Source organism: Chryseobacterium gotjawalense (assembly GCF_030012525.1).
GTDB classification, from domain to species: domain Bacteria; phylum Bacteroidota; class Bacteroidia; order Flavobacteriales; family Weeksellaceae; genus Kaistella; species Kaistella gotjawalense.
The window spans coordinates 2,641,819-2,660,702 of record NZ_CP124855.1; the positions used below are offsets into that span (position 1 = coordinate 2,641,819).

Here is an 18,884-nt window from a genome sequence, read left to right on the forward strand (position 1 = left end):
TGAATCAAAAGTTTGTAAAAGCCCTAAAAAATCAAGATTTCCTTATTTTGCAAACTTTTGAAAATCTTTATTTATGCATTTATCTTTCTTTTGTCACTTCTGCGGTTAAAAAAAGAAAAGTTTGAATTTTTAGGCAGGTATTAAAAGGCTAAAGTCGTAATTTTGTGCGATTATGTTTTCAACACCTCAAAAGCAAAGAATTGCATTATCTGCCTACTTCTTTTTATCTGGAATTTGTTTCTCTACCTGGGCTTCAAGAATACCCACCATCAAAGCGATTTTCAATCTTACAGAAGGAGATCTGGGAAATTTATTAATGATTATGCCAGCAAGCGCCATTATTGGAATTCCGCTTTCCGGCTGGCTCGTCGCAAAATATGACAGCAGAGTTCCTTTACAATTCGCCAGTGTAATGTTTCTGCTATCTTTATTTTCTATCGGTTGGGGATTTTCTCTGGTTGGACTTGTAATTTCCCTTGTTTTATTTTCAATATCGCTCAGAATTATTAATGTTGCAATTAATACGCAATCACTCTCGATACAGCAGAAATTCGAAAAGAGAATCGTGGGGAAATTTCATGGGGTTTGGAGTATTGGCGGTATTTTAGGCGTGCTTTTTTCGACGGTTATGATCAAATATGAGGTTTCGATTTTCTGGCACTTTCTGATGATCATGTTGTTTGGGCTCTTAATAATTATTTGCATGTTTCCTTTTCTCATTAAAAATGACAAAGCCAAGGCCAGCAATCCATTCAAATTTCAAAAGCCCAACAAATACATTTCCCTGTTAGGATTCATTGTTTTTTTTGCGGCTATCTGCGAGGGTGGAATGTACGATTGGAATGGCGTTTATTTAAAAGAAATTGTAAATCAAGAAGTTTTCACTTACGGTTATTTACTGTTCATGGTTTGCATGACGATTTCCAGATTAACGATCGATAATCTGATGGGGCGATTTGGTATGCAAAAACTCTACATCACAAGTTCAATTCTTATCATTTCGGGAGTTCTTCTTGCTACGATTTACCCGTTCCTTTTACCTGTTCTTATTGGATTTTGCATGGTGGGATTTGGCGTTTCCGGCCTTTATCCTATGACTTTTATCCTGGCTGGTAAGACTAAAAAATATTCGGTTCCCATTGTGATTTCCATTATCAGCACGTATTCTACGGTGGGTATGTTTTTAGGACCGCCCATTATTGGTTATCTCGCAAGTGCATTTGGACTGCAAAAAGCATTTATCACCTTTATTTTTGCTGGCCTGATGTTCATACCACTTTCCAAATTCGTTTTTGATCATTTAAAGAAAACTACTTAGACTTTTTTAAAATTAAATTTATTTAGGTTTTCAAGTCTATTGTGTTATTTTTGAAAATATTTAAAAAAACCTCCGTCATGAAATTAATTGGTCCTTTCAAACAAATTGTTACCCTTGCCAATCTTCCTTTACGTGGGAAATTATCAGATAATCAACTTGAAATCATTAATGAAGGCGGACTTTTAATTAAAGACGGAAAAATAGAAATCGTAGATTCTTTTCAAAATTTAAAAAACAAATTCCCAGATGTTGAGATTGAAAATATAGAAAGTGAACAGATTTGTTTGCCGGCTTTTACTGATTCTCACACGCATATTTGTTTCGGTGGAAACCGGGCCAATGATTTTGCCATGCGAAATGCCGGAAAAACTTATCTTGAAATCGCAGAAAGTGGCGGCGGAATTTGGAGTTCCGTGCAACATACAAGATTGGCGAATGAAGAAGAATTGTTAGAAACGACTTTAGAAAGAATCAACTTCCTGATTTCATTGGGAATTACGACGATTGAAATAAAATCCGGTTATGGTTTGGATGTAGAAAATGAGTTGAAAATGTTGCGTGTGATCAAAAAAGCACAGGAATTTACAAAAGCGACTTTAGTTCCGACTTGTCTTTCAGCGCATTTAAAACCAAGAGATTTTGAAGGAAGTTCAGCAGAATATCTAAACTATATTATTGCTGAAATTTTACCCAAAGTAAAAGAAGAAAACCTGGCGAAAAGAGTTGATATTTTCATTGAAAAATCTGCGTTTTTACCGGGAGAAAGTAAAACGTTTCTATTAAAAGCTAAAGAATTAGGTTTTGAAATAACCGTTCACGCCGATCAGTTTACGTCGGGAAGTTCAAGACTTGCGGTAGAAGTTGGCGCAAAATCCGCCGATCATTTAGAAGCAACAATTGATGAAGATATTGAGTTTCTAGCGAAATCAGAAACTGTGGCAACAGCACTTCCGGGAGCGAGTTTAGGTTTAGGAGAAAAATTTACGCCAGCCAGAAAAATTTTAGATGCAGGTGGAATTCTAGCCATCGCTTCCGATTGGAATCCCGGTTCTGCACCGATGGGAAATCTGATTACACAAGCTTCCATTTTAGCCACTTTCGAAAAATTATCAACGGCAGAAGTTTTGGCGGGAATCACTTTCCGTTCGGCTTTTGCTTTAAATTTAGAAGACCGCGGAACTTTAGAAAAAGGGAAGAAAGCAGATTTTGTTACTTTTGAAACTGATAATTTCCAGAACGTGCTTTATCAGCAGGGAAGTTTAAAAGCGGAATCTATTTATATTGACGGCGAAAAACAATCATCATGACTGAATTAAAAAAACTGAACAAATCCACTTATCAAGAGTTTTGGAAGTGGTTTGAAACCAAGGAAAAAGAATTTTTCAATGCGGTGAAAGAACGCCAAAATATTGATGAAATTTTCTTAAATATCATTCTGCCGCGATTGAAGGAATTGAATGAAAATTTCTTCATCCTTGTAGGAATGTCTGATGATCTTACTGCCGAACTCATTATCACCGTTGATGGAAGCATTAAAGATATCGTGTACGCCGAAGAACTTATTGCTGAAGCTCCTCCTCTTGAAAATTGGAAGCTCACCGCGCTCAAACCGGAGCTGGATATTGAGAATGTGAGCATCAGAATGGGTGATTACATTTTCGACAAAAACAATATCTATTTCTATTCCAACGACGACGAGGATTATCCGGATGAAATTGATTTGGTTTTTGTTCATGAAGATTTAAATGACCAAAATGAAAACGAGATCATCAATGGAACTTATCTGTTTATCGATAATTATTTGGGTGAATTAAATTTTGTAACTCAGATTGATAATTTTAGCATCGAAGGAAAAAGTGAAGTTGAAAAAGAACTGATTCCTATCGGAAAATTAAAAGATTTTCTAAGTTGGCGCGAAAGAGAATTTACTGAAAAATACGAAGATTCAAAAATTGACACTACTGAAGATTCTTACTCTTTATTAGAAGGAACTTTGGAAAACGGTTTTCCTTTGCTCGCCACCGTGAATGTCGATTTATTACAATGGAATGAAAAAGCTTCGCATCCGTGGATCTCAGTTTTGAGAATTGCCTATTTAGGTGACAAAGACAACGGTTTTCCGGATGATGAAGATTATGATTTGTTTAATAAAATCGAAGAGGAAATAATACTCGAACTCAATTCTGAAGAAGGAAACTTGAATTTGGGCAGGGAAACTGCTGATAATATCAGAGAAATTTACTTCGTGAGCAAAGATTTCCGTAAAATATCTAAAGTTTTGGCAGAAACCGTTCAAAAATATCCGGACTACGATATGACGTTCGAAATCTATAAAGATAAGTATTGGCAATCATTTGAACGATACGGAATTCATTAAAAATCTTTATCTTTAAAACCATAAAAAACAGAGCAATGAGCAACTTAGATGTATGGGAAGTTTTTATCCAGACAAAACCCGGACTTTCCCATAAACACGCAGGAACTGTACAGGCCGCAACGGCAGAAATGGCACTTCAAGCCGCAAGAGACGTGTATACCAGAAGAATGGAAGGAACCTCAATTTGGGTCGTTCCGAGTAAATATTTGGTAACTTCTGAAGGAATCGATAAAGAAGCATTTTTTGATCCGGCAGATGATAAACTGTACCGTCATCCGACTTTTTACGAAATCCCGAATGATGTAAAAAACATGTAGCAATAGACTTTGAGAAAAAAGAGAATAGAAAAAAGACAATCGTCTTTACTCTTTGTTCTTTCATCTTTAATCTAAAAAATAAATGAATCCACTTTTTAATTATACTTTAAAATTAGCCGATGATACTTTGATTTTTGGTCAAAGACTGGGCGAATTATGCGGACAGGGACCTTATCTGGAAGAAGATATCGCCTTGACGAATATCGCGCTGGATTATCTCGGACAGTCCAATAATTTTTATAAATACGCCGCTCAAATTCAGGATTTGGGAAAAACAGAAGACGATTTGGCGTTCCTGCGTTTGGAAAAAGAATATCTGAACTGTCAGTTATCCGAACTTCCAAATGGCGATTATGCGAACACAATTTTGAAAGTCTATTTCTTTTCGGTTTATCAGAAAATTCTTTATCAGGAATTAATGAAAAGCAGCGATGAACAACTTTCCGCCATCGCCGAAAAATCTTTAAAAGAAGTAAAATACCATTATACGCATACTTCAACCTGGATTAAAATGTTTGCAGGCGGAACCGAAGAAAGTAAAATCCGCGTAAAAAATGCAGTTGAAAATCTGTGGGAATATACCGGCGGAATGTTTGCGGAAACTCCAGGCGAAGAAGATTTAGCAAAATTAGAAATCGTTCCCGACGGAAAACACATTCACGAAGTGTGGACAAAAACAGTGACTGAAGATTTCAAAAATTTTGGAATAGAAATTCCGGAAAGTGATTTTATGCAAAAAGGTTCGCGAACCGGTTATCACACAGAATATTTTGGTTTTATTTTGTGCGAACTGCAGTTTATGCAGAGAACTTATCCGAATTGCGCTTGGTAAATTTAGTTGATAGTTATAAAATTATTGATTTTCAGTTTTTTTGAACTTTTATGTAGCATGATTTTCACTTTAATAATCCTAAAATTTTTGTGACTTTTTGGTTAAAAAAAATAAATCCTGTGGTTAAAATAGAACAAGACTTATTCGAACTCCTTTCCCTGATTCCCGATCCCGAAATTCCCGTGATCAATATTGTGGAACTCGGCATCGTGCGCGAAGCAAAAATGATTTCTGACAATGAAGTCGAAATTGTGATTACACCGACTTATTCGGCTTGCCCCGCCATGTTTAATATTGAAGAAGACATTATTAAACTTTTTAAAGAAAAAGGAATACAGGCAAAAGTCACCACGAAAATCTCCCCAATTTGGACCACCGACTGGATTACCGACGAAGCCCGGGAAAAACTCCGCGTTTACGGAATCACGCCTCCCGAAAAAGGTTCGCACGAAGATCATTTGAATATCCCGAAAAAATGTCCGAGATGTGGTTCTGAAAACACCAGACAGATCAGCCGTTTCGGTTCTACGCTTTGCAAAGCCAGTTATCAGTGCAACGACTGTTTGGAACCTTTCGATTATTTCAAATGCCACTAAATAGAATTGATGGCATAGTTTTAAAATTTTCCGACTGAGAAAATAATGGTAATTTGGACCTTCAATAAAAAATTAACAAATCATGTATACGAATCTCGAAATCGAATCTCACCTTGACGGAAAATTACAAATCGCTTTCCTGAATCATCCGGAAACTTTTAACAGTTTAAATAAAACTTTATTAACGGAACTGAAAAACTTCATACACGATGGAAGCCGCAATGAACAAGTTCGTTGTCTGGCGATTTCAGGTCGTGGAAAAGCCTTCTGCTCCGGGCAAAACTTAAAAGATGCCATGTCTTTTAGCGATCCCGAAGAAGACCGCGTGATTCAAAGAATGGTGATCGATTATTATAATCCTTTGGTGAAAGAAATCGCAAACGCTAGAAAGCCGGTTATTTCTTTGGTGAACGGTCCTGCAGTTGGCGCCGGCGCGATGTTGGCTTTGATTTGTGATTTTACTTTGGCGACGGAATCTTCTTATTTTTCCCAGGCTTTTGTGAACATCGGGTTGATTCCTGATACGGGCGGAACATACTGGTTACCAAAACTTTTGGGAAGACAACAGGCGAATTATCTGGCTTTTACAGGAAAGAAATTATCTGCAAAAGAAGCAAAAGATTTAGGATTAATTGCTGATGTTTTTGAAGACGAGAATTTCCTTGTGAATGCAATGGGAGTTTTGGAACAGATTTCAAATTTACCGACAAAAGCAATTTCTTTAACCAAAAAAGCATTCAATGAATCTTACGATAACAGCTTGAGCAAACAACTGGATATCGAGGGAATTCTACAACAGGAAGCTGCTGAGTCAGAAGATTTTATGGAAGGAGTTTCTGCGTTTTTAGAAAAAAGAAAGCCGGAATATAAAGGAAGATAATTCGATGATGTGATAATTTGACGATTTTCTTATCAACACATTAATATATAGTACATTATGAAAGTAGGAATTATCGGTTCTGGAACAATGGGAATAGGAATTGCGCAGGTTGCGGCAACTTCTGGATGTGAGGTTTTTCTGTATGACACAAATGTTGCGCAAACAGAAAAATCATTAGCAAACCTTAAGAAAATTCTGGACATATTGGTTGAAAAACAAAAAATAGCTGAAGAAAAAAGCGAGTATATTTTCAATAAAATCAAACCTTGCACCAAACTTCTGGATTTCAAAGATTGCGATTTGGTGATTGAAGCCATTATTGAAAACAAAGAAATCAAGACCAAAGTTTTCCAGAATTTAGAAGAAATTGTCTCCGATAAATGTATTATTTCGAGCAATACTTCTTCGATTTCAATTACTTCCCTTTCTTCGGAATTAAAAATACCTTCAAGATTTATCGGAATTCATTTTTTTAATCCTGCACCTTTAATGCCTTTGGTTGAAGTGATTCCGGGATTATTAACAGAAAATAAATTAGCCCAGGAAATTTATACTTTAATGGAAAGCTGGGGGAAAATTCCCGTGATTGCGAAAGATGTTCCAGGATTTATTGTGAACCGAATTGCACGTTCGTTTTATGGTGAAGCGTTGAGAATTGTTGAAGAAAACATCGCGACTCCTGAACAGGTTGATGATGCGATGCGAACTTTGGGGAATTTCAAAATGGGACCGTTTGAATTAATGGATCTTATTGGAATTGACGTCAATTTCTCAGTAACGAAAACCGTTTACGCTGATTATTTTCACGATCCGAAATACAAACCGAGTTTGCTGCAGCAAAGAATGGCAGAAGGAAAATTACTCGGCAGAAAAACTGGAAAAGGATTCTATGATTATTCTAAAGAGAGCCAAGAGCCAAGAGTAAAGAGCCAAGACATTGCGATAAACAGAGAATTATATGAAATGATTTTCATGAGAATTATTTCAATGCTCATCAATGAAGCCGTAGAAGCAAAACGACTCGGAATTGCGAATGATGAAGATCTGGAACTCGCGATGCAAAAAGGCGTGAATTATCCAAAAGGTTTATTGGCTTGGGGAAAAGAAATCGGTTATTCAATAATTTCTGAAACCTTGCAAAAATTGTACGACGAATATCAGGAAGAAAGATACAGACAAAGCCCGTTACTTCGGAAAATGCATTAATCGCCTCATCATCAAATCACCACATCAACAGATCAATATGTCTCCACACGAACTCGCTCAATACATGCTCAATCAGGATCATTTCTCGCAATGGATGGGAATAAAACTCATCGAAGTGCGGGAAAAATATTGCCTGATCGAAATGCCAATCAAACAGGAAATGATCAATGGTTTACGAACCGTTCACGGCGGCGTTACCTTTTCACTTGCCGATTCTGCTTTGGCTTTTTCGAGCAATAATACCAATGAAGCTTCTGTGGCGTTGCATTGTTCCATGAACTTTACCAAAGCCGTAAGATTGGGTGATACTTTAATTGCGGAAAGCGTTCTGATTTCCGACACCCGAAAAACCGGAGTTTATGATATTTCGATCACCAATCAGCATAAAGTTCTGGTGGCGACTTTCCGTGGAACGGTTTATAAAATTGAGAAAAAGGTGACGGATTTGTAATCCTGCTTTTAATTTACAACTAAAACTTCAAAGACTATTTTGAAGTTTTTTTATTTCTACACAATTCCCATATTGGGAAATAATTGTACATTACTGGAACTCACGCTGAATATGATAAAATTGATGCAAATAAAATTTAAAGAAAATGGAAATTAAACCTATAAAAACTGCACAGGATTATAACCAGGCATTGCAAAGACTTGAACTTATTTTTGATGCAAAAAAAGGAACAAAAGAAGGCGACGAACTTGAAGTCTTGGCTATTCTGATTGAAAAATATGAAGATAATAATTTTCCGATTGATTTACCGGATCCTATTGAAGCCATAAAATTCAGGATGGAACAAATGGATTATTCCCAAAATGATTTGGCAAAAGTTATTGGTTTAAAAAGTAGAGCAAGTGAAATTTTAAATAAAAAAAGAAAACTTTCTTTGGAAATGATTAGAAACCTGCATGCAATCATGAAAATACCAACTGAAGTATTAATTCAATCTTATTGATGATTTAATAAAAAAAACAAATTATATTTTCGAGGTCACTGAAAAACCCTATGATTTTTAGTTTATCCTTCTAATTTGGGTTACAATGAGAGCTTATTACGATGTTTAAAACTTTCGTAATAAGCTCTTTTCTTTTTTTGAGTATAAAATTTTTGTGGCTTTACGGTCTTGGATGTGTGCTCTGTGACGACTTTTGATAAATTACTGCTCAGATATCGTTCTTCTCTATATTAACTTCAGTATCCTCTTCAAATTAACTGCGAAAATAGCCATTGCACCCTGCATTTGCATATTTTCGATGCCGTAAGCAATCGCTCTGTCATAGCCGTGCACATTTTTAAGTTCGCTGTTTTTGGCTTCAATTTTATAGCGGTGTTTCGATTTTTCCTTGTAATAATCGCTTTCCTGAAAAACCATTTGTTCCTGATGAAAATTGGATTTGATGGAGACTGAATAGGTTTTGGATTTCGCCCCGGCTTTGTAGCAGCCTTCGTTCAGTGGGCAAACCTTGCACTTTTCGACATCAAAATAATAAGTGTCAACCTGATTTTTTCCTTTGTTTTTTTTGCCCTGCCTAGCCTTGCGGATTGCGATGTGCCCTGCGGGACAAACAAAACGGTCAGCATCTTTATTGTAATCAAACTGATCTTCATCTTTTCGGAACCCTTGAGTGATGGCGGGATTCAGTCGGGCGACCACTTTGATGTTTTGTTCCTTTGCTAATTTCAGATTTTCTTTTCCGCTGTACGCGGCATCGCCAATAATGGCATCTACCTCCATCCCGTTATCTTGGCTCATCTGCAATAATTTTGGAAGCTCCGGGCCATCACCCTTCTCCCCAGAAGTTACAACGGCTGCCGTGATAATGCGCTCTTCGGTCATCGCCAGATGTGTTTTGTATCCGAAAAATGAACTGTCAGCAGATTTGTGACCTGTTTTGGCGTCACCATCTTTTGAAAAAACCAATTGCTCGTTAGTATCTTCCATCATTTCTTTCAGAAGGTTCAGCTTCTCCTTTACGGCAGGGATCTCACAGACAGCGGGTTCGTTTTCAATACGTTTTTCGAGTTCTCTGCAATAATCCAATTCCTTGTTTAGATCATTATCGGTGTTTTTTGAAGGCATTTTGGTTTTAAATTCGTCATCAAACTGATAAATGGTTTTCCGAAGTAATTTTGAGCGTTCCCGCAATGCTTCTATCGTTGAAAACGGGTTGCTTCTCGACAGGGTATGCGTCGCGTCTACAATAATTGATTTGGATTTGATGATCCCTTTTTCAATGGCAATGCTCACAGTTTTGCCTATAAGTAAACTTAACAGATCGCTGTCTTTCAAACGCAGTTTTCTGAATTTTGTAAGCGAACTGGGATTAATGACATTCTCCTCGGGAGTCATTCCCAAAAAATACTTGAACGACATATCATACCGGGAACGCTCCACCACATCTACATCAGAAACCGTATAAATACTTTTCAAAAGCAGGTACTTGAACATCCGCACAGGGCTTTCTGCATTACGCCCGTTGCTTAAACAATATTTGTTCAAAAGCTCATCATAGATAAAAGAAAAATCAATAAGCTCATTAATTTTACGAAGAAGATTTTCTCTGGGAACAATTAAATCATATAATCCGGAATAGGAACTCAGTGCTAGTTTCTCTTGCTGTACCAACATATATTCTGCTTTTGAAATACTTCTTTAAGATACGAAAAAGGAGCGAAAACAAAACTGTTTTCGCTCCTTTGTTTATTAAAAAACACTTTTTCAGTGGCTTCATATTTTCGCCCCACTTTTTTATAAAACCTGAACTGCAGCCCGACTTGAACGGAGCTCTTTTTTCTTGGTAGCTGAGCGGAGGCGACGCTGCCAAGAAAAAAAGCGGGAGTGGAAGGCGGAAATGTCTGCCCAAATATAAATTTTCCGATTGAAAACTCATTCTAAAAACTTAACTTCAAAAACAATTTTGAAGTTTTTTTTATTTTGATGTAATAAAATTCGGAAATTAGTTGTCTTACTTATAGAAACAAAACAATGACTCATGCAGTTTTTAAGGATACGGTATTTTGCCTCAAAGATGAGATGTATCGTTTTGCGAAAAGATTTGTCATGAGCAGCGATGAAGCCGAAGATGTTGTACAGGATTTAATGATGAAATTCTGGCAGAAAAAAGAAGAACTCGCTAATTTCGGCAATCTGAAATCCTACGCGATGAAATCGGTGAAAAATGAATGTCTGAACCGACTGAAGCACGAAGATGTGAAAATGGGTTTTGCAGATTTTCAGATGCATCGAAGTGAGCTTTATCAGGTGGAAACCAATAATCTGAAAGAACAAATCATCGGATTCATCAACCAACTGCCAGAAAAACAGAAAGCCGTGATTCACCTGAAAGATGTAGAGGAATATGACGTCTCGGAAATTGCAGAAATGCTGGATATGGAAGAAAATGCAGTGCGTGTAAATCTAATGAGAGCAAGGCAAAAGGTAAAAGACCAGATTCAAAAGCTGATGGATTTCGAAAATAGAATGATTGATAGTTTATAAAAATTTTGAAAATGAAAACCGACCCGTCAAAAGATAAATATACCGAAATCCTGAAAGAAATCAAGGAAGAAAAAATGAATTGGGATTTCGAAGATTTTTTAGCTGAAACAGAAAAAGAAGAGAAAACCATCCCACTTACTTCGAAGACAGAAGGCGGTTCTTTCCCGAAAATTTTCTGGATGGCGGCAAGTGTTGTACTGCTTGTTGCGCTGGGAATTCTCTTTAAATATGAAAGCGGAAATACGGTTGATAAAAAAGATCAACTCGTGCAGAATGAAATTCTAAAACAGAAAGACAGCTTTCAACAGGAATCTCAATTGGCAATTAATTTAATTAATGACTCTTTAAAAATAAAATCGGACAGCATCATTTCCGACTCCACCCGAACGGTTGAACAAAACAGTGATACAGATATCATGGAGCAGCTTATCCCGAAAAGAGGTAGAATCAACAGAACCTCGAGAGTACGGTATGCGGAAATTTCAGTCCCAAAAAATACAAAAACACCAAAATACGAATCTAATTACGTGATTATCAACGGACAAAAAATAGAAAACGAACAGGAAGCGATTGACTTGACGAAGTACTCCTTCCGGATTCTGTCCGAAAATGTGTCTAAAACGATGGCTCAAACTGAGGTTATCAATTCCTTTAACAATGATTACTAAAACCAATTATCATGAAACGCGTATCAGTTGGCAAATCACCACTCAAGCCCTTAATACGCGTTCCTTTAACAAATAAAAATATACTCATGAAAAAATCACTTTTAATATTTGCCCTTTTCTTTTCCCATTTCTTTCAAATCAATGCCCAGAAAGATAAGCTGGATCAGCTTTTTGAAAAATACCAGGAAACCGACGGCGTGACCTCGATTAAGATTGCAAAACCGATGTTCAATATGCTGAACAAACTGAATATCGCTGATAATGAACTGGCCCAAATAAAACCGTTATTAAGTAAAATCAACGGACTGAAAATTTTAATTGTTGAAAAGCCTGGCGAACAAAAACTACAGTCGCAGTTCCAAAAATTACAGTCGGACATTTCTGCTTCCATAAAAAGCATGAAATATGAAGAGCTGATGACCGTGAACAGTAAAGACAACAAAATAAAATTCCTGTCTTCTGATGCCACCAATGGTATTCTCGACAATCTTTTACTGAGCATCAATTCCGACGGAAACCAAGTATTAATGATGCTCGACGGCAAAATTTCTATGGATGATGTAAATAACCTCATTAATGAAGCCGAAAAATCTGCGCCCATCAGTTCAGCTTTTTCCACCAGTTCGAAAACTACCGTTATCACCAATAATTCGGACATTACTACCAGCGGAACAAGCCAGGTCCGAAATGTGGGAAGGTTTACAGGAGTCTCAGTTTCCAGCGGTATTAAAGTAAATTTCACGCAGGGAAATAATCAGTCGGTCATTGTAGATACAGACCAAAATATGCAGGAATACGTTTCTACCGTTGTGCAGGACGGAATCTTAGTTATTGCGGTAAACAATAAAAATAAGAAGAACTTAAATTTCAAAAAATTATTAGTAACCATCGAAGCGCCGCGACTTTCTTCGGTAAAGGTTTCTTCCGGTTCGCTTTTAACAACGATTAATACCATTGATGAAAGCGATTTTAAAGCAGATATTTCATCGGGTGCCAATTTGAATGCAGATTTAAATATTAAAAATGCGGTAAAAATGGAAATCAGTTCCGGTTCAAGTGCCCGAATTACGGCCCGTGCAAAATCCATAGAAGTTGAAGGAAGCAGCGGTTCTATGTCAACAATTGAAGGAAGCGCCGATAAAATAGCTCTCGACTTCTCGAGTGCCGCCGCCTGTAACGCACAGAATCTCATCGCTAAAGACGTCATGGCAAATGCTTCTTCCGGCGCCAATATTAAAGTTCACGCCACGGAAACCTTAGCAGGAAGCGCCAGTTCCGGAGCCTCAATCCGGTACAAAGGAAATCCCAAAATATCGAACACCGATACCAAGTCTACAAGTGGCGGAACTATTAAACCTTTAGATTAAAATCATGAAAAAAATATATTTCTTATCCGCATTTGCCTTAGTATTGATTTCTTTGCAGTCGTGTATTGTATCACAGCATCCGAATATGGGATTCTTTGATAACCCTTACTATGATTATAAAGACGCCAAATTCACGAGCATCAATGTTCCGATGTTTCTCGCAAAACCCATTGTAAAAAAAGCATTGCGGGAAGATGGTGAAAGCGAAGAACTCATCAACCTCATCAAAAAAGTTTCTGATATCAAAGTAATGACCATCCAAAACGGAAATGCAGAAATGGTCGCTGATTTTGCCAAATATTTGAAGAAAGATAATTTCGAAGAATGGATGACCGTGAAGAAAGAAAAAGAAACGATTCATTTTCAGGCAAAACAAAAAGGAGACGAAATTAAGCGGTTAATGATTACGGTTGCCTCGGGAAGTGAACTGGTTCTTGTAGATGTTACCGGCAAGTTTACGGCGGATGATATTTCCAGGCTCATTAATTATTCAGAGAAAAATGAAGTGAATAAGATGGTAACGAAGTAATTCTATTTTTAAAGAAACCAAATATTTTTAAATTTTGAAATGCCTATTAAATTTCTGTTAATAAAAAGCATAAATTTTCATCTTTGATAAAAATAACTTAATTTCGCGCAGAAAGTAAAGATGTCTATCCACAACAAAATCGTAGAAACGGCCATCACTTTCGATGACGTACTTCTAATCCCTTCTTATTCAGAGGTTTTACCTAATCAGGTTTCTTTAAAATCACGACTTTCCGATAAAATCACCCTCAATGTTCCCATCGTTTCCGCAGCAATGGACACGGTAACCGAAGCAGAAATGTCTATTGCTCTGGCAAGAGTTGGAGGTTTAGGTTTTATTCACAAAAATATGCCTATCGAAGAACAGGCAGCACAAGTTTATCGGGTAAAACGTTCAGAAAACGGAATGATCTCTGATCCCGTAACACTCACAAAAGACCACACTTTAAGATACGCCAAAGATTTAATGGCTGATTATAAAATTTCCGGCTTACCAGTAGTGGACGCTGAAAATACTTTAATTGGAATCATTACCAACCGGGATGTAAAGTATCAGGAAAACCTGGAGGCAAAAGTTGAAGAATTGATGACTAAAGATAAATTGATTACTTCTGATAAATCCACCACCCTGGAGCAAGCCAAACAAATCCTGTTGAAAAATCGGGTAGAAAAACTTCCTATCGTTGACCAAGATTTCAAACTTGTTGGTTTAATTACCATTAAAGATATTGATAATCAAATGGAATATCCCAATGCAAACAAAGACAGCAAAGGGAAATTAATCGTAGGAGCCGGCGTAGGAATTGGCGAAGACACCATTGAAAGGGTTACCGCTTTGGTGAAAGCTGGGGTCGATATTATCGCTGTAGATTCAGCACATGGCCATTCAAAAGGAGTTTTAGATAAAATTACAGAAATCCGGAAAAACTTTCCTGATCTTGATATTGTAGGAGGAAATATTGTGACTGCAGACGCTGCAAAGGATTTAATAAATGCCGGCGCGAATATACTGAAAGTAGGTATCGGTCCCGGATCGATCTGTACAACAAGAGTAGTTGCCGGAGTTGGGGTTCCTCAATTGTCTGCAATCTATAATGTTTTCGAATATGCGAAAAGCCAAAATGTAGCCGTAATTGCCGATGGTGGAATTAAATTATCCGGCGATATTGTAAAAGCTCTGGCTTCTGGCGCAAGTGCCGTAATGCTTGGTTCATTATTGGCAGGAACGGATGAAGCTCCAGGTGAAGAAATTATTTTTCAGGGTAGAAAATTCAAGGCTTATCAAGGAATGGGTTCACTTTCAGCCATGCGACGTGGCGGAAAAGAAAGATACTTTCAAAGTGAAGCCAAAAAATTCGTTCCTGAAGGAATTGAAGGCCGGGTTCCACACAAAGGAAAATTAGAAGAGGTCGTCTTTCAGTTAACTGGCGGAATCAGAGCCGGCATGGGATACTGCGGCACCAAAGATATCGATACTTTACAAAAAGACGGAAAAATGGTGATGATTACAGGAAGTGGTTTAAAAGAATCGCATCCGCATGATGTTATTATTACACAGGAAGCGCCGAATTATTCGCTGTAAAAAAATCGAACTTAATAGAATATCAGCAAAAATCATTTCGTCACTGATAAAAAAAGAAAAACCTGAATTTATATTGAATTCAGGTTTTTCTGTGAATAGTAAGGATTTTTATTCCCTGGTTTTAACCAACACCCAACCGCTGTATTGGGTAAGTGTTTCGTGACCCGGCTCTTTCCAGGACATCACATACCAATAAGTTCCAGTGTTTACTGCTCTTCCGGCAAACTTTCCGTTCCAGGAAAAACGGTTGTTTTTGTCACCACTAAATACGGTTTGTCCAGAACGGTTGTAAATCTGTAGCGAAGGTTCATTTTTTTTCAGTAAACCGGAATAATTTAAAACATCATTAATTCCGTCATCGTTTGGAGTAATAGCGTTGTAGAGTTGTATAACATTGATATCTACTGAAACCGGAGTGCAATTGTCGGCTGATATGACAGAAATCGTATGATCGCCGCCACGAACATTCAAAAAAACATTGGAAGACTGATAATTAAGGTGGTCTATGGCGTATTGATAGGGAGGATTTCCGCCGGTAACATTCACCGTTACGGTAGAGCCCTGAATGTCGATGCGTGTAATTTGTGGAAGAGCGATTGCAGTTATGGAAACATTTTGTCTGTAAATGCAACCATTGGAATACAAGTCTACCCAATAATCATTAACGGGAAGATTTTGTATAACTTGAGTTTTTTCGCCAGTGCTCCAAAGATATCCGTCAAATCCTGAACCGGCATCAAGACTTGTTTTTGCATCAGGACAGATTTTTTTATCCTTTAACACCGTGGATTTTTGCGGCTGTCTTAAATTTATATTTAAAGTTCCGATGGCATCACAAAATCCCTGTTTTTTTAACCGGTAATAGAAAATTTTGTTGCCTTTAATCATTTGGTCTGCAATAATGTTTTCCCCAGCGAAATTGTTTTGTGCTTTCGTAAGGTCATCAAAATATGTTGCCGCAACAGTAGAATCGGTACTGAACAGCGCAATATAGGAGGCTAGATTAATATTGGCTTCATTATCTAAATCGTTATCACAGGCAAAATCTGAGACTGCATTCTTAATATTTAACTTGGTTCCAATATTTAAAACAATCTTCTTGACTGTAGGAGGGCAATCACCTGATGTATCGACTCTGATCCATACTTCATGATACGCTGTAGAAAAAACATAAACTCCTGTAATATTATCACTGCCGCCAGTTATTGCTTTCATTTCATTTTCATAATAGCGAATGGTAAGACTTGTACTGTTTTGAATGACTACAGGTGTTATTGAATTTACATTAACACTATATTTCCCGTCGATGATCCCGTCTACATCTTCATCACAGTGATTTTTAGTATAAAGGTTTTCATTGACAACAAGAGGATAATCTATTGCCAATGTTATCGTAGCAACAGCATCACAACCGAAACTGTTTTTGATATAAACATAAATAAAATCACCCTCTGTACCGGGATAATTTGCAAGTTGATTATTAGGGATTAAATTGTGCATACCGGCATCGCTGTAATAGCTTTTCTGAGCCGTTGTATCAGGTGTTACGGTCGCATCGTTCAAATTAAAAACCGCACTGTTGACACTGCTGCATTTTTTTAAAATCACATTGCTGGTAGCGACTTGATTGAGATGAATGGTTGCCTGCAAGATTTCACAATCGGGAATGTCGCCATTTCCGCAGAATGAGAATTTAAAAGTGTCTGTTCCTGTCGCATTTGGGTTTGCGGTGTAAGTAATGGTTCCATCTGCATTGATGACAGCGATTCCTTTCGTAGGTGGCGTATTTATGGTAAGAGTAGGCGTATTTATGGTTTGGGAACTTAAAGCAAAAATCGGCGTGATATCCTGTGACGTACAGGTGGTGAAATCATAATTCGTAAAGGTGGTACAGTTGTAAAATTTAAAATCGCGCGTTTGTATTTCATCGCAGGAACCTTGTTTCACTTTTACGGCGTATATACCCGCTTGTGTAGGAATATATACAAAGGTGTTGTTTACCCCGGGAGCCGGAACATAAGTGGTTCCAATTTTTTGGAGCCATTCATATCGGTCAAACCCCTCTGTTACTTCTAATTTTACATCAGGAAGACAGTCACCCTCCGTTTTTGTAATCAGTGGAATGGAAGAGAATCCCGCGAAATAACCACCGTAACCCACGGCATCATTTCCGGCAGAGATACCTGCCGTAACGGCTTTGGAGGAATATATGGCAATGTTTCCTGTGATATTAGGAATGGAATAGGTAACCCAGGTGTTGTTCCCGGAAACATCGAACGGGCCATTGCTTGCATTCAGAATTAAAGAAACTCCGTTGCTCTTTACATCCAAAGAAGCTCCTGCTTCGGTGATGATATTGAGTTTTGTAGGGACTGTTAAGCTATAATTTACATTATTTGAAGAGTATTCATTTTCATTGATTTTACCAATTTCATCAATCTTTTTGGGAAGATAACAGTTCAAGGGTGGGATGTAATTAAACCCACCGGTTGCTTCGGAAGCTGATCTTGCACCAGCCAATAACTGATAAATGTAAACATTTTTGGTTGCTTTAATGAACATGTTGAAATGACCATAAGCTTGCTCAATGTACGCATTGTTATCGGTCGTATAATATTGTCCAGCATTTAATGTTACAACAGGTGCCGCTCCATTATTAATATAAATTTCGGTATTGTTTTCAGTGGCTAATATGATCGCTTTCTCCATATTGGAACTGGTCTCTCCATTTCCTTTCATTAGTACAAATTCCTGACCCAGTTTATCTACAGGAACACCTTGGTCCATCAATATATCCGAAGAGTTGGGGAGGTCGCCGGCATATTGCCCATTGAAATTTCCATTAGCAATAACAATTGGTTTGTCAGACACTATTTTTGCGCCGATATAACCAGTATAGTTGTCTTCATACTCCCCAGTCCCATCGATGATATATGATTGGCCTTTGTTTAAGGTAAATGTAATTTGAGAACGATTGATGCCATCTGAAAACTTAACGCTCGATTCAAAATCAGTGATTGTTACTTTGGTATTATCCTCCGTCGCCATGATGCTGTTCATGAAATTCAGAATGGCATTTTCTACTGTGATTGGGGCCATGACGGCGCGGAATTCGGTCCCTAAACCAGCGGTTCCTTTTGAGGTTTGTATTTCACCATGATTTGTTACCGAGAATCGTAAAGTGGCAAAAAAGGGCTTGTCGCCTTTCAAATAAAGACCCATTGCTACAGGTGTAAACAAATCGGATTGGTTTGTGGTGATAATCCTGTTTCTTTGTGCATTAGGAATGCTATATTTTACAGGATTATTTTTGCTAATGTTGACTGAAGCTACTACAATATTGTTGTGGTAAATATCAACTTTGAAAGGAGTTGTTTCATTTGTTGAGAGATATATCGACTGATATTGTGATGTATTTCTAACCCGGTCAACCATCGGGGCAAACCAATGTTCACGGTCAAGCTGGGCGAAAGAACTGAAGAAAATAAAGAAAAATAAAAGGAGTAATGATTTTTTCATATTGAAGGCCTGGGGTTCCTTGCAAATGTAATATTTTTTAACATAATTTAGTGAAATTTAGTCTATTACTAGTCTTTTTAAGTGTTTATAAAGTAATATTTCCGGATTGAGGTTTTTTTAAAAGTTTACTTTAAGTTTACCTGAAGCGCAGTTTCTTTTTAAAAATAATTTCCTTATTTTATTAAAAGTTAACTTTG

Annotated in this window: 17 protein-coding genes; 15 read left to right on the forward strand and 2 right to left on the reverse strand. The window is 37.3% G+C overall.

The window, feature by feature from the left end; genetic code table 11:
- The first annotated feature begins 172 nt into the window (after window positions 1–172).
- The 10 genes from QGN23_RS12090 (at window position 173) to QGN23_RS12135 (ending at window position 8,479) form a co-directional block, all read left to right on the forward strand.
- Window positions 173–1,318: an MFS transporter gene (locus QGN23_RS12090; RefSeq protein ID WP_282904532.1), complete on the forward strand. Its 1,146-nt coding sequence runs from the start codon at window positions 173–175 to the stop codon at window positions 1,316–1,318.
- Window positions 1,319–1,395: 77 nt separating this feature from the next.
- Window positions 1,396–2,625 (forward strand): imidazolonepropionase, encoded by a 1,230-nt coding sequence (gene hutI / locus QGN23_RS12095; protein ID WP_282904533.1) that lies wholly within the window; start codon window positions 1,396–1,398, stop codon window positions 2,623–2,625.
- Entirely contained in the window at window positions 2,622–3,695 is a 1,074-nt protein-coding gene (locus tag QGN23_RS12100; protein ID WP_282904534.1) for a DUF695 domain-containing protein, read from the forward strand. Before hutI ends, QGN23_RS12100 begins: the two co-directional genes overlap by 4 nt.
- Before the next feature lie 35 nt (window positions 3,696–3,730).
- A complete protein-coding gene (paaB, locus tag QGN23_RS12105) occupies window positions 3,731–4,012 on the forward strand; it encodes a 1,2-phenylacetyl-CoA epoxidase subunit PaaB (protein WP_027376696.1) in 282 nt (93 codons plus the stop codon).
- A gap of 82 nt (window positions 4,013–4,094) precedes the next feature.
- Window positions 4,095–4,844 carry a 1,2-phenylacetyl-CoA epoxidase subunit PaaC gene (gene paaC, locus QGN23_RS12110; RefSeq protein ID WP_282904535.1) on the forward strand — a complete coding sequence of 250 codons (750 nt, stop codon included), beginning with the start codon at window positions 4,095–4,097 and terminating at the stop codon, window positions 4,842–4,844.
- A gap of 128 nt (window positions 4,845–4,972) precedes the next feature.
- The gene (gene paaD / locus QGN23_RS12115) at window positions 4,973–5,440 is read left to right on the forward strand and encodes a 1,2-phenylacetyl-CoA epoxidase subunit PaaD (protein WP_282906401.1); all 468 of its coding nucleotides are present in this window, start codon (window positions 4,973–4,975) and stop codon (window positions 5,438–5,440) included.
- A gap of 82 nt (window positions 5,441–5,522) precedes the next feature.
- Window positions 5,523–6,320 (forward strand): enoyl-CoA hydratase-related protein, encoded by a 798-nt coding sequence (locus QGN23_RS12120; protein ID WP_282904536.1) that lies wholly within the window; start codon window positions 5,523–5,525, stop codon window positions 6,318–6,320.
- 57 nt (window positions 6,321–6,377) lie between these two features.
- On the forward strand, window positions 6,378–7,526 hold the full coding sequence (locus QGN23_RS12125; protein WP_282904537.1) for a 3-hydroxyacyl-CoA dehydrogenase NAD-binding domain-containing protein: 1,149 nt from the start codon (window positions 6,378–6,380) through the stop codon (window positions 7,524–7,526).
- A gap of 37 nt (window positions 7,527–7,563) precedes the next feature.
- Window positions 7,564–7,977, forward strand: coding sequence for a PaaI family thioesterase (locus QGN23_RS12130; protein WP_282904538.1), 414 nt, complete (start codon window positions 7,564–7,566; stop codon window positions 7,975–7,977).
- A 145-nt stretch (window positions 7,978–8,122) separates the two neighbouring features.
- Window positions 8,123–8,479, forward strand: coding sequence for a helix-turn-helix domain-containing protein (locus QGN23_RS12135; protein ID WP_282904539.1), 357 nt, complete (start codon window positions 8,123–8,125; stop codon window positions 8,477–8,479).
- Window positions 8,480–8,704: 225 nt separating this feature from the next.
- Here QGN23_RS12135 and QGN23_RS12140 read toward each other — a convergent pair whose 3' ends face one another.
- On the reverse strand, window positions 8,705–10,153 hold the full coding sequence (locus QGN23_RS12140; protein ID WP_282904540.1) for an IS1182 family transposase: 1,449 nt from the start codon (window positions 10,151–10,153) through the stop codon (window positions 8,705–8,707).
- A 357-nt stretch (window positions 10,154–10,510) separates the two neighbouring features.
- Between QGN23_RS12140 and QGN23_RS12145 the strand changes: the two genes are divergently transcribed.
- From QGN23_RS12145 to guaB, 5 genes are all read left to right on the forward strand, one after another.
- Entirely contained in the window at window positions 10,511–11,023 is a 513-nt protein-coding gene (locus QGN23_RS12145) for an RNA polymerase sigma factor (RefSeq protein WP_133439576.1), read from the forward strand.
- Window positions 11,024–11,034: 11 nt separating this feature from the next.
- A complete protein-coding gene (locus tag QGN23_RS12150; RefSeq protein ID WP_282904541.1) occupies window positions 11,035–11,691 on the forward strand; it encodes a hypothetical protein in 657 nt (218 codons plus the stop codon).
- 86 nt (window positions 11,692–11,777) lie between these two features.
- Window positions 11,778–13,058, forward strand: coding sequence for a DUF4252 domain-containing protein (locus tag QGN23_RS12155; RefSeq protein ID WP_282904542.1), 1,281 nt, complete (start codon window positions 11,778–11,780; stop codon window positions 13,056–13,058).
- Between the two features lie 4 nt (window positions 13,059–13,062).
- A complete protein-coding gene (locus tag QGN23_RS12160) occupies window positions 13,063–13,587 on the forward strand; it encodes a DUF4252 domain-containing protein (protein WP_282904543.1) in 525 nt (174 codons plus the stop codon).
- 120 nt (window positions 13,588–13,707) lie between these two features.
- Window positions 13,708–15,168 carry an IMP dehydrogenase gene (gene guaB, locus QGN23_RS12165; RefSeq protein ID WP_282904544.1) on the forward strand — a complete coding sequence of 487 codons (1,461 nt, stop codon included), beginning with the start codon at window positions 13,708–13,710 and terminating at the stop codon, window positions 15,166–15,168.
- Between the two features lie 108 nt (window positions 15,169–15,276).
- On the opposite strand, the gene QGN23_RS12170 is transcribed toward guaB, so the two are convergent.
- Window positions 15,277–18,687 carry a T9SS type B sorting domain-containing protein gene (locus QGN23_RS12170; RefSeq protein WP_282904545.1) on the reverse strand — a complete coding sequence of 1,137 codons (3,411 nt, stop codon included), beginning with the start codon at window positions 18,685–18,687 and terminating at the stop codon, window positions 15,277–15,279.
- Window positions 18,688–18,884: the final 197 nt, after the last annotated feature.

Coding starts and splice junctions, on each gene's coding strand:
- QGN23_RS12090 (WP_282904532.1), top strand. CDS start 173: ATGTTTTCAACACCTCAAAAGCAAAGAATTGCATTATCTGCCTACTTC.
- hutI (WP_282904533.1), top strand. CDS start 1,396: ATGAAATTAATTGGTCCTTTCAAACAAATTGTTACCCTTGCCAATCTT.
- QGN23_RS12100 (WP_282904534.1), top strand. CDS start 2,622: ATGACTGAATTAAAAAAACTGAACAAATCCACTTATCAAGAGTTTTGG.
- paaB (WP_027376696.1), top strand. CDS start 3,731: ATGAGCAACTTAGATGTATGGGAAGTTTTTATCCAGACAAAACCCGGA.
- paaC (WP_282904535.1), top strand. CDS start 4,095: ATGAATCCACTTTTTAATTATACTTTAAAATTAGCCGATGATACTTTG.
- QGN23_RS12120 (WP_282904536.1), top strand. CDS start 5,523: ATGTATACGAATCTCGAAATCGAATCTCACCTTGACGGAAAATTACAA.
- QGN23_RS12125 (WP_282904537.1), top strand. CDS start 6,378: ATGAAAGTAGGAATTATCGGTTCTGGAACAATGGGAATAGGAATTGCG.
- QGN23_RS12130 (WP_282904538.1), top strand. CDS start 7,564: ATGTCTCCACACGAACTCGCTCAATACATGCTCAATCAGGATCATTTC.
- QGN23_RS12135 (WP_282904539.1), top strand. CDS start 8,123: ATGGAAATTAAACCTATAAAAACTGCACAGGATTATAACCAGGCATTG.
- QGN23_RS12140 (WP_282904540.1), bottom strand. CDS start 10,153: ATGTTGGTACAGCAAGAGAAACTAGCACTGAGTTCCTATTCCGGATTA.
- QGN23_RS12145 (WP_133439576.1), top strand. CDS start 10,511: ATGACTCATGCAGTTTTTAAGGATACGGTATTTTGCCTCAAAGATGAG.
- QGN23_RS12150 (WP_282904541.1), top strand. CDS start 11,035: ATGAAAACCGACCCGTCAAAAGATAAATATACCGAAATCCTGAAAGAA.
- QGN23_RS12155 (WP_282904542.1), top strand. CDS start 11,778: ATGAAAAAATCACTTTTAATATTTGCCCTTTTCTTTTCCCATTTCTTT.
- QGN23_RS12160 (WP_282904543.1), top strand. CDS start 13,063: ATGAAAAAAATATATTTCTTATCCGCATTTGCCTTAGTATTGATTTCT.
- guaB (WP_282904544.1), top strand. CDS start 13,708: ATGTCTATCCACAACAAAATCGTAGAAACGGCCATCACTTTCGATGAC.
- QGN23_RS12170 (WP_282904545.1), bottom strand. CDS start 18,687: ATGAAAAAATCATTACTCCTTTTATTTTTCTTTATTTTCTTCAGTTCT.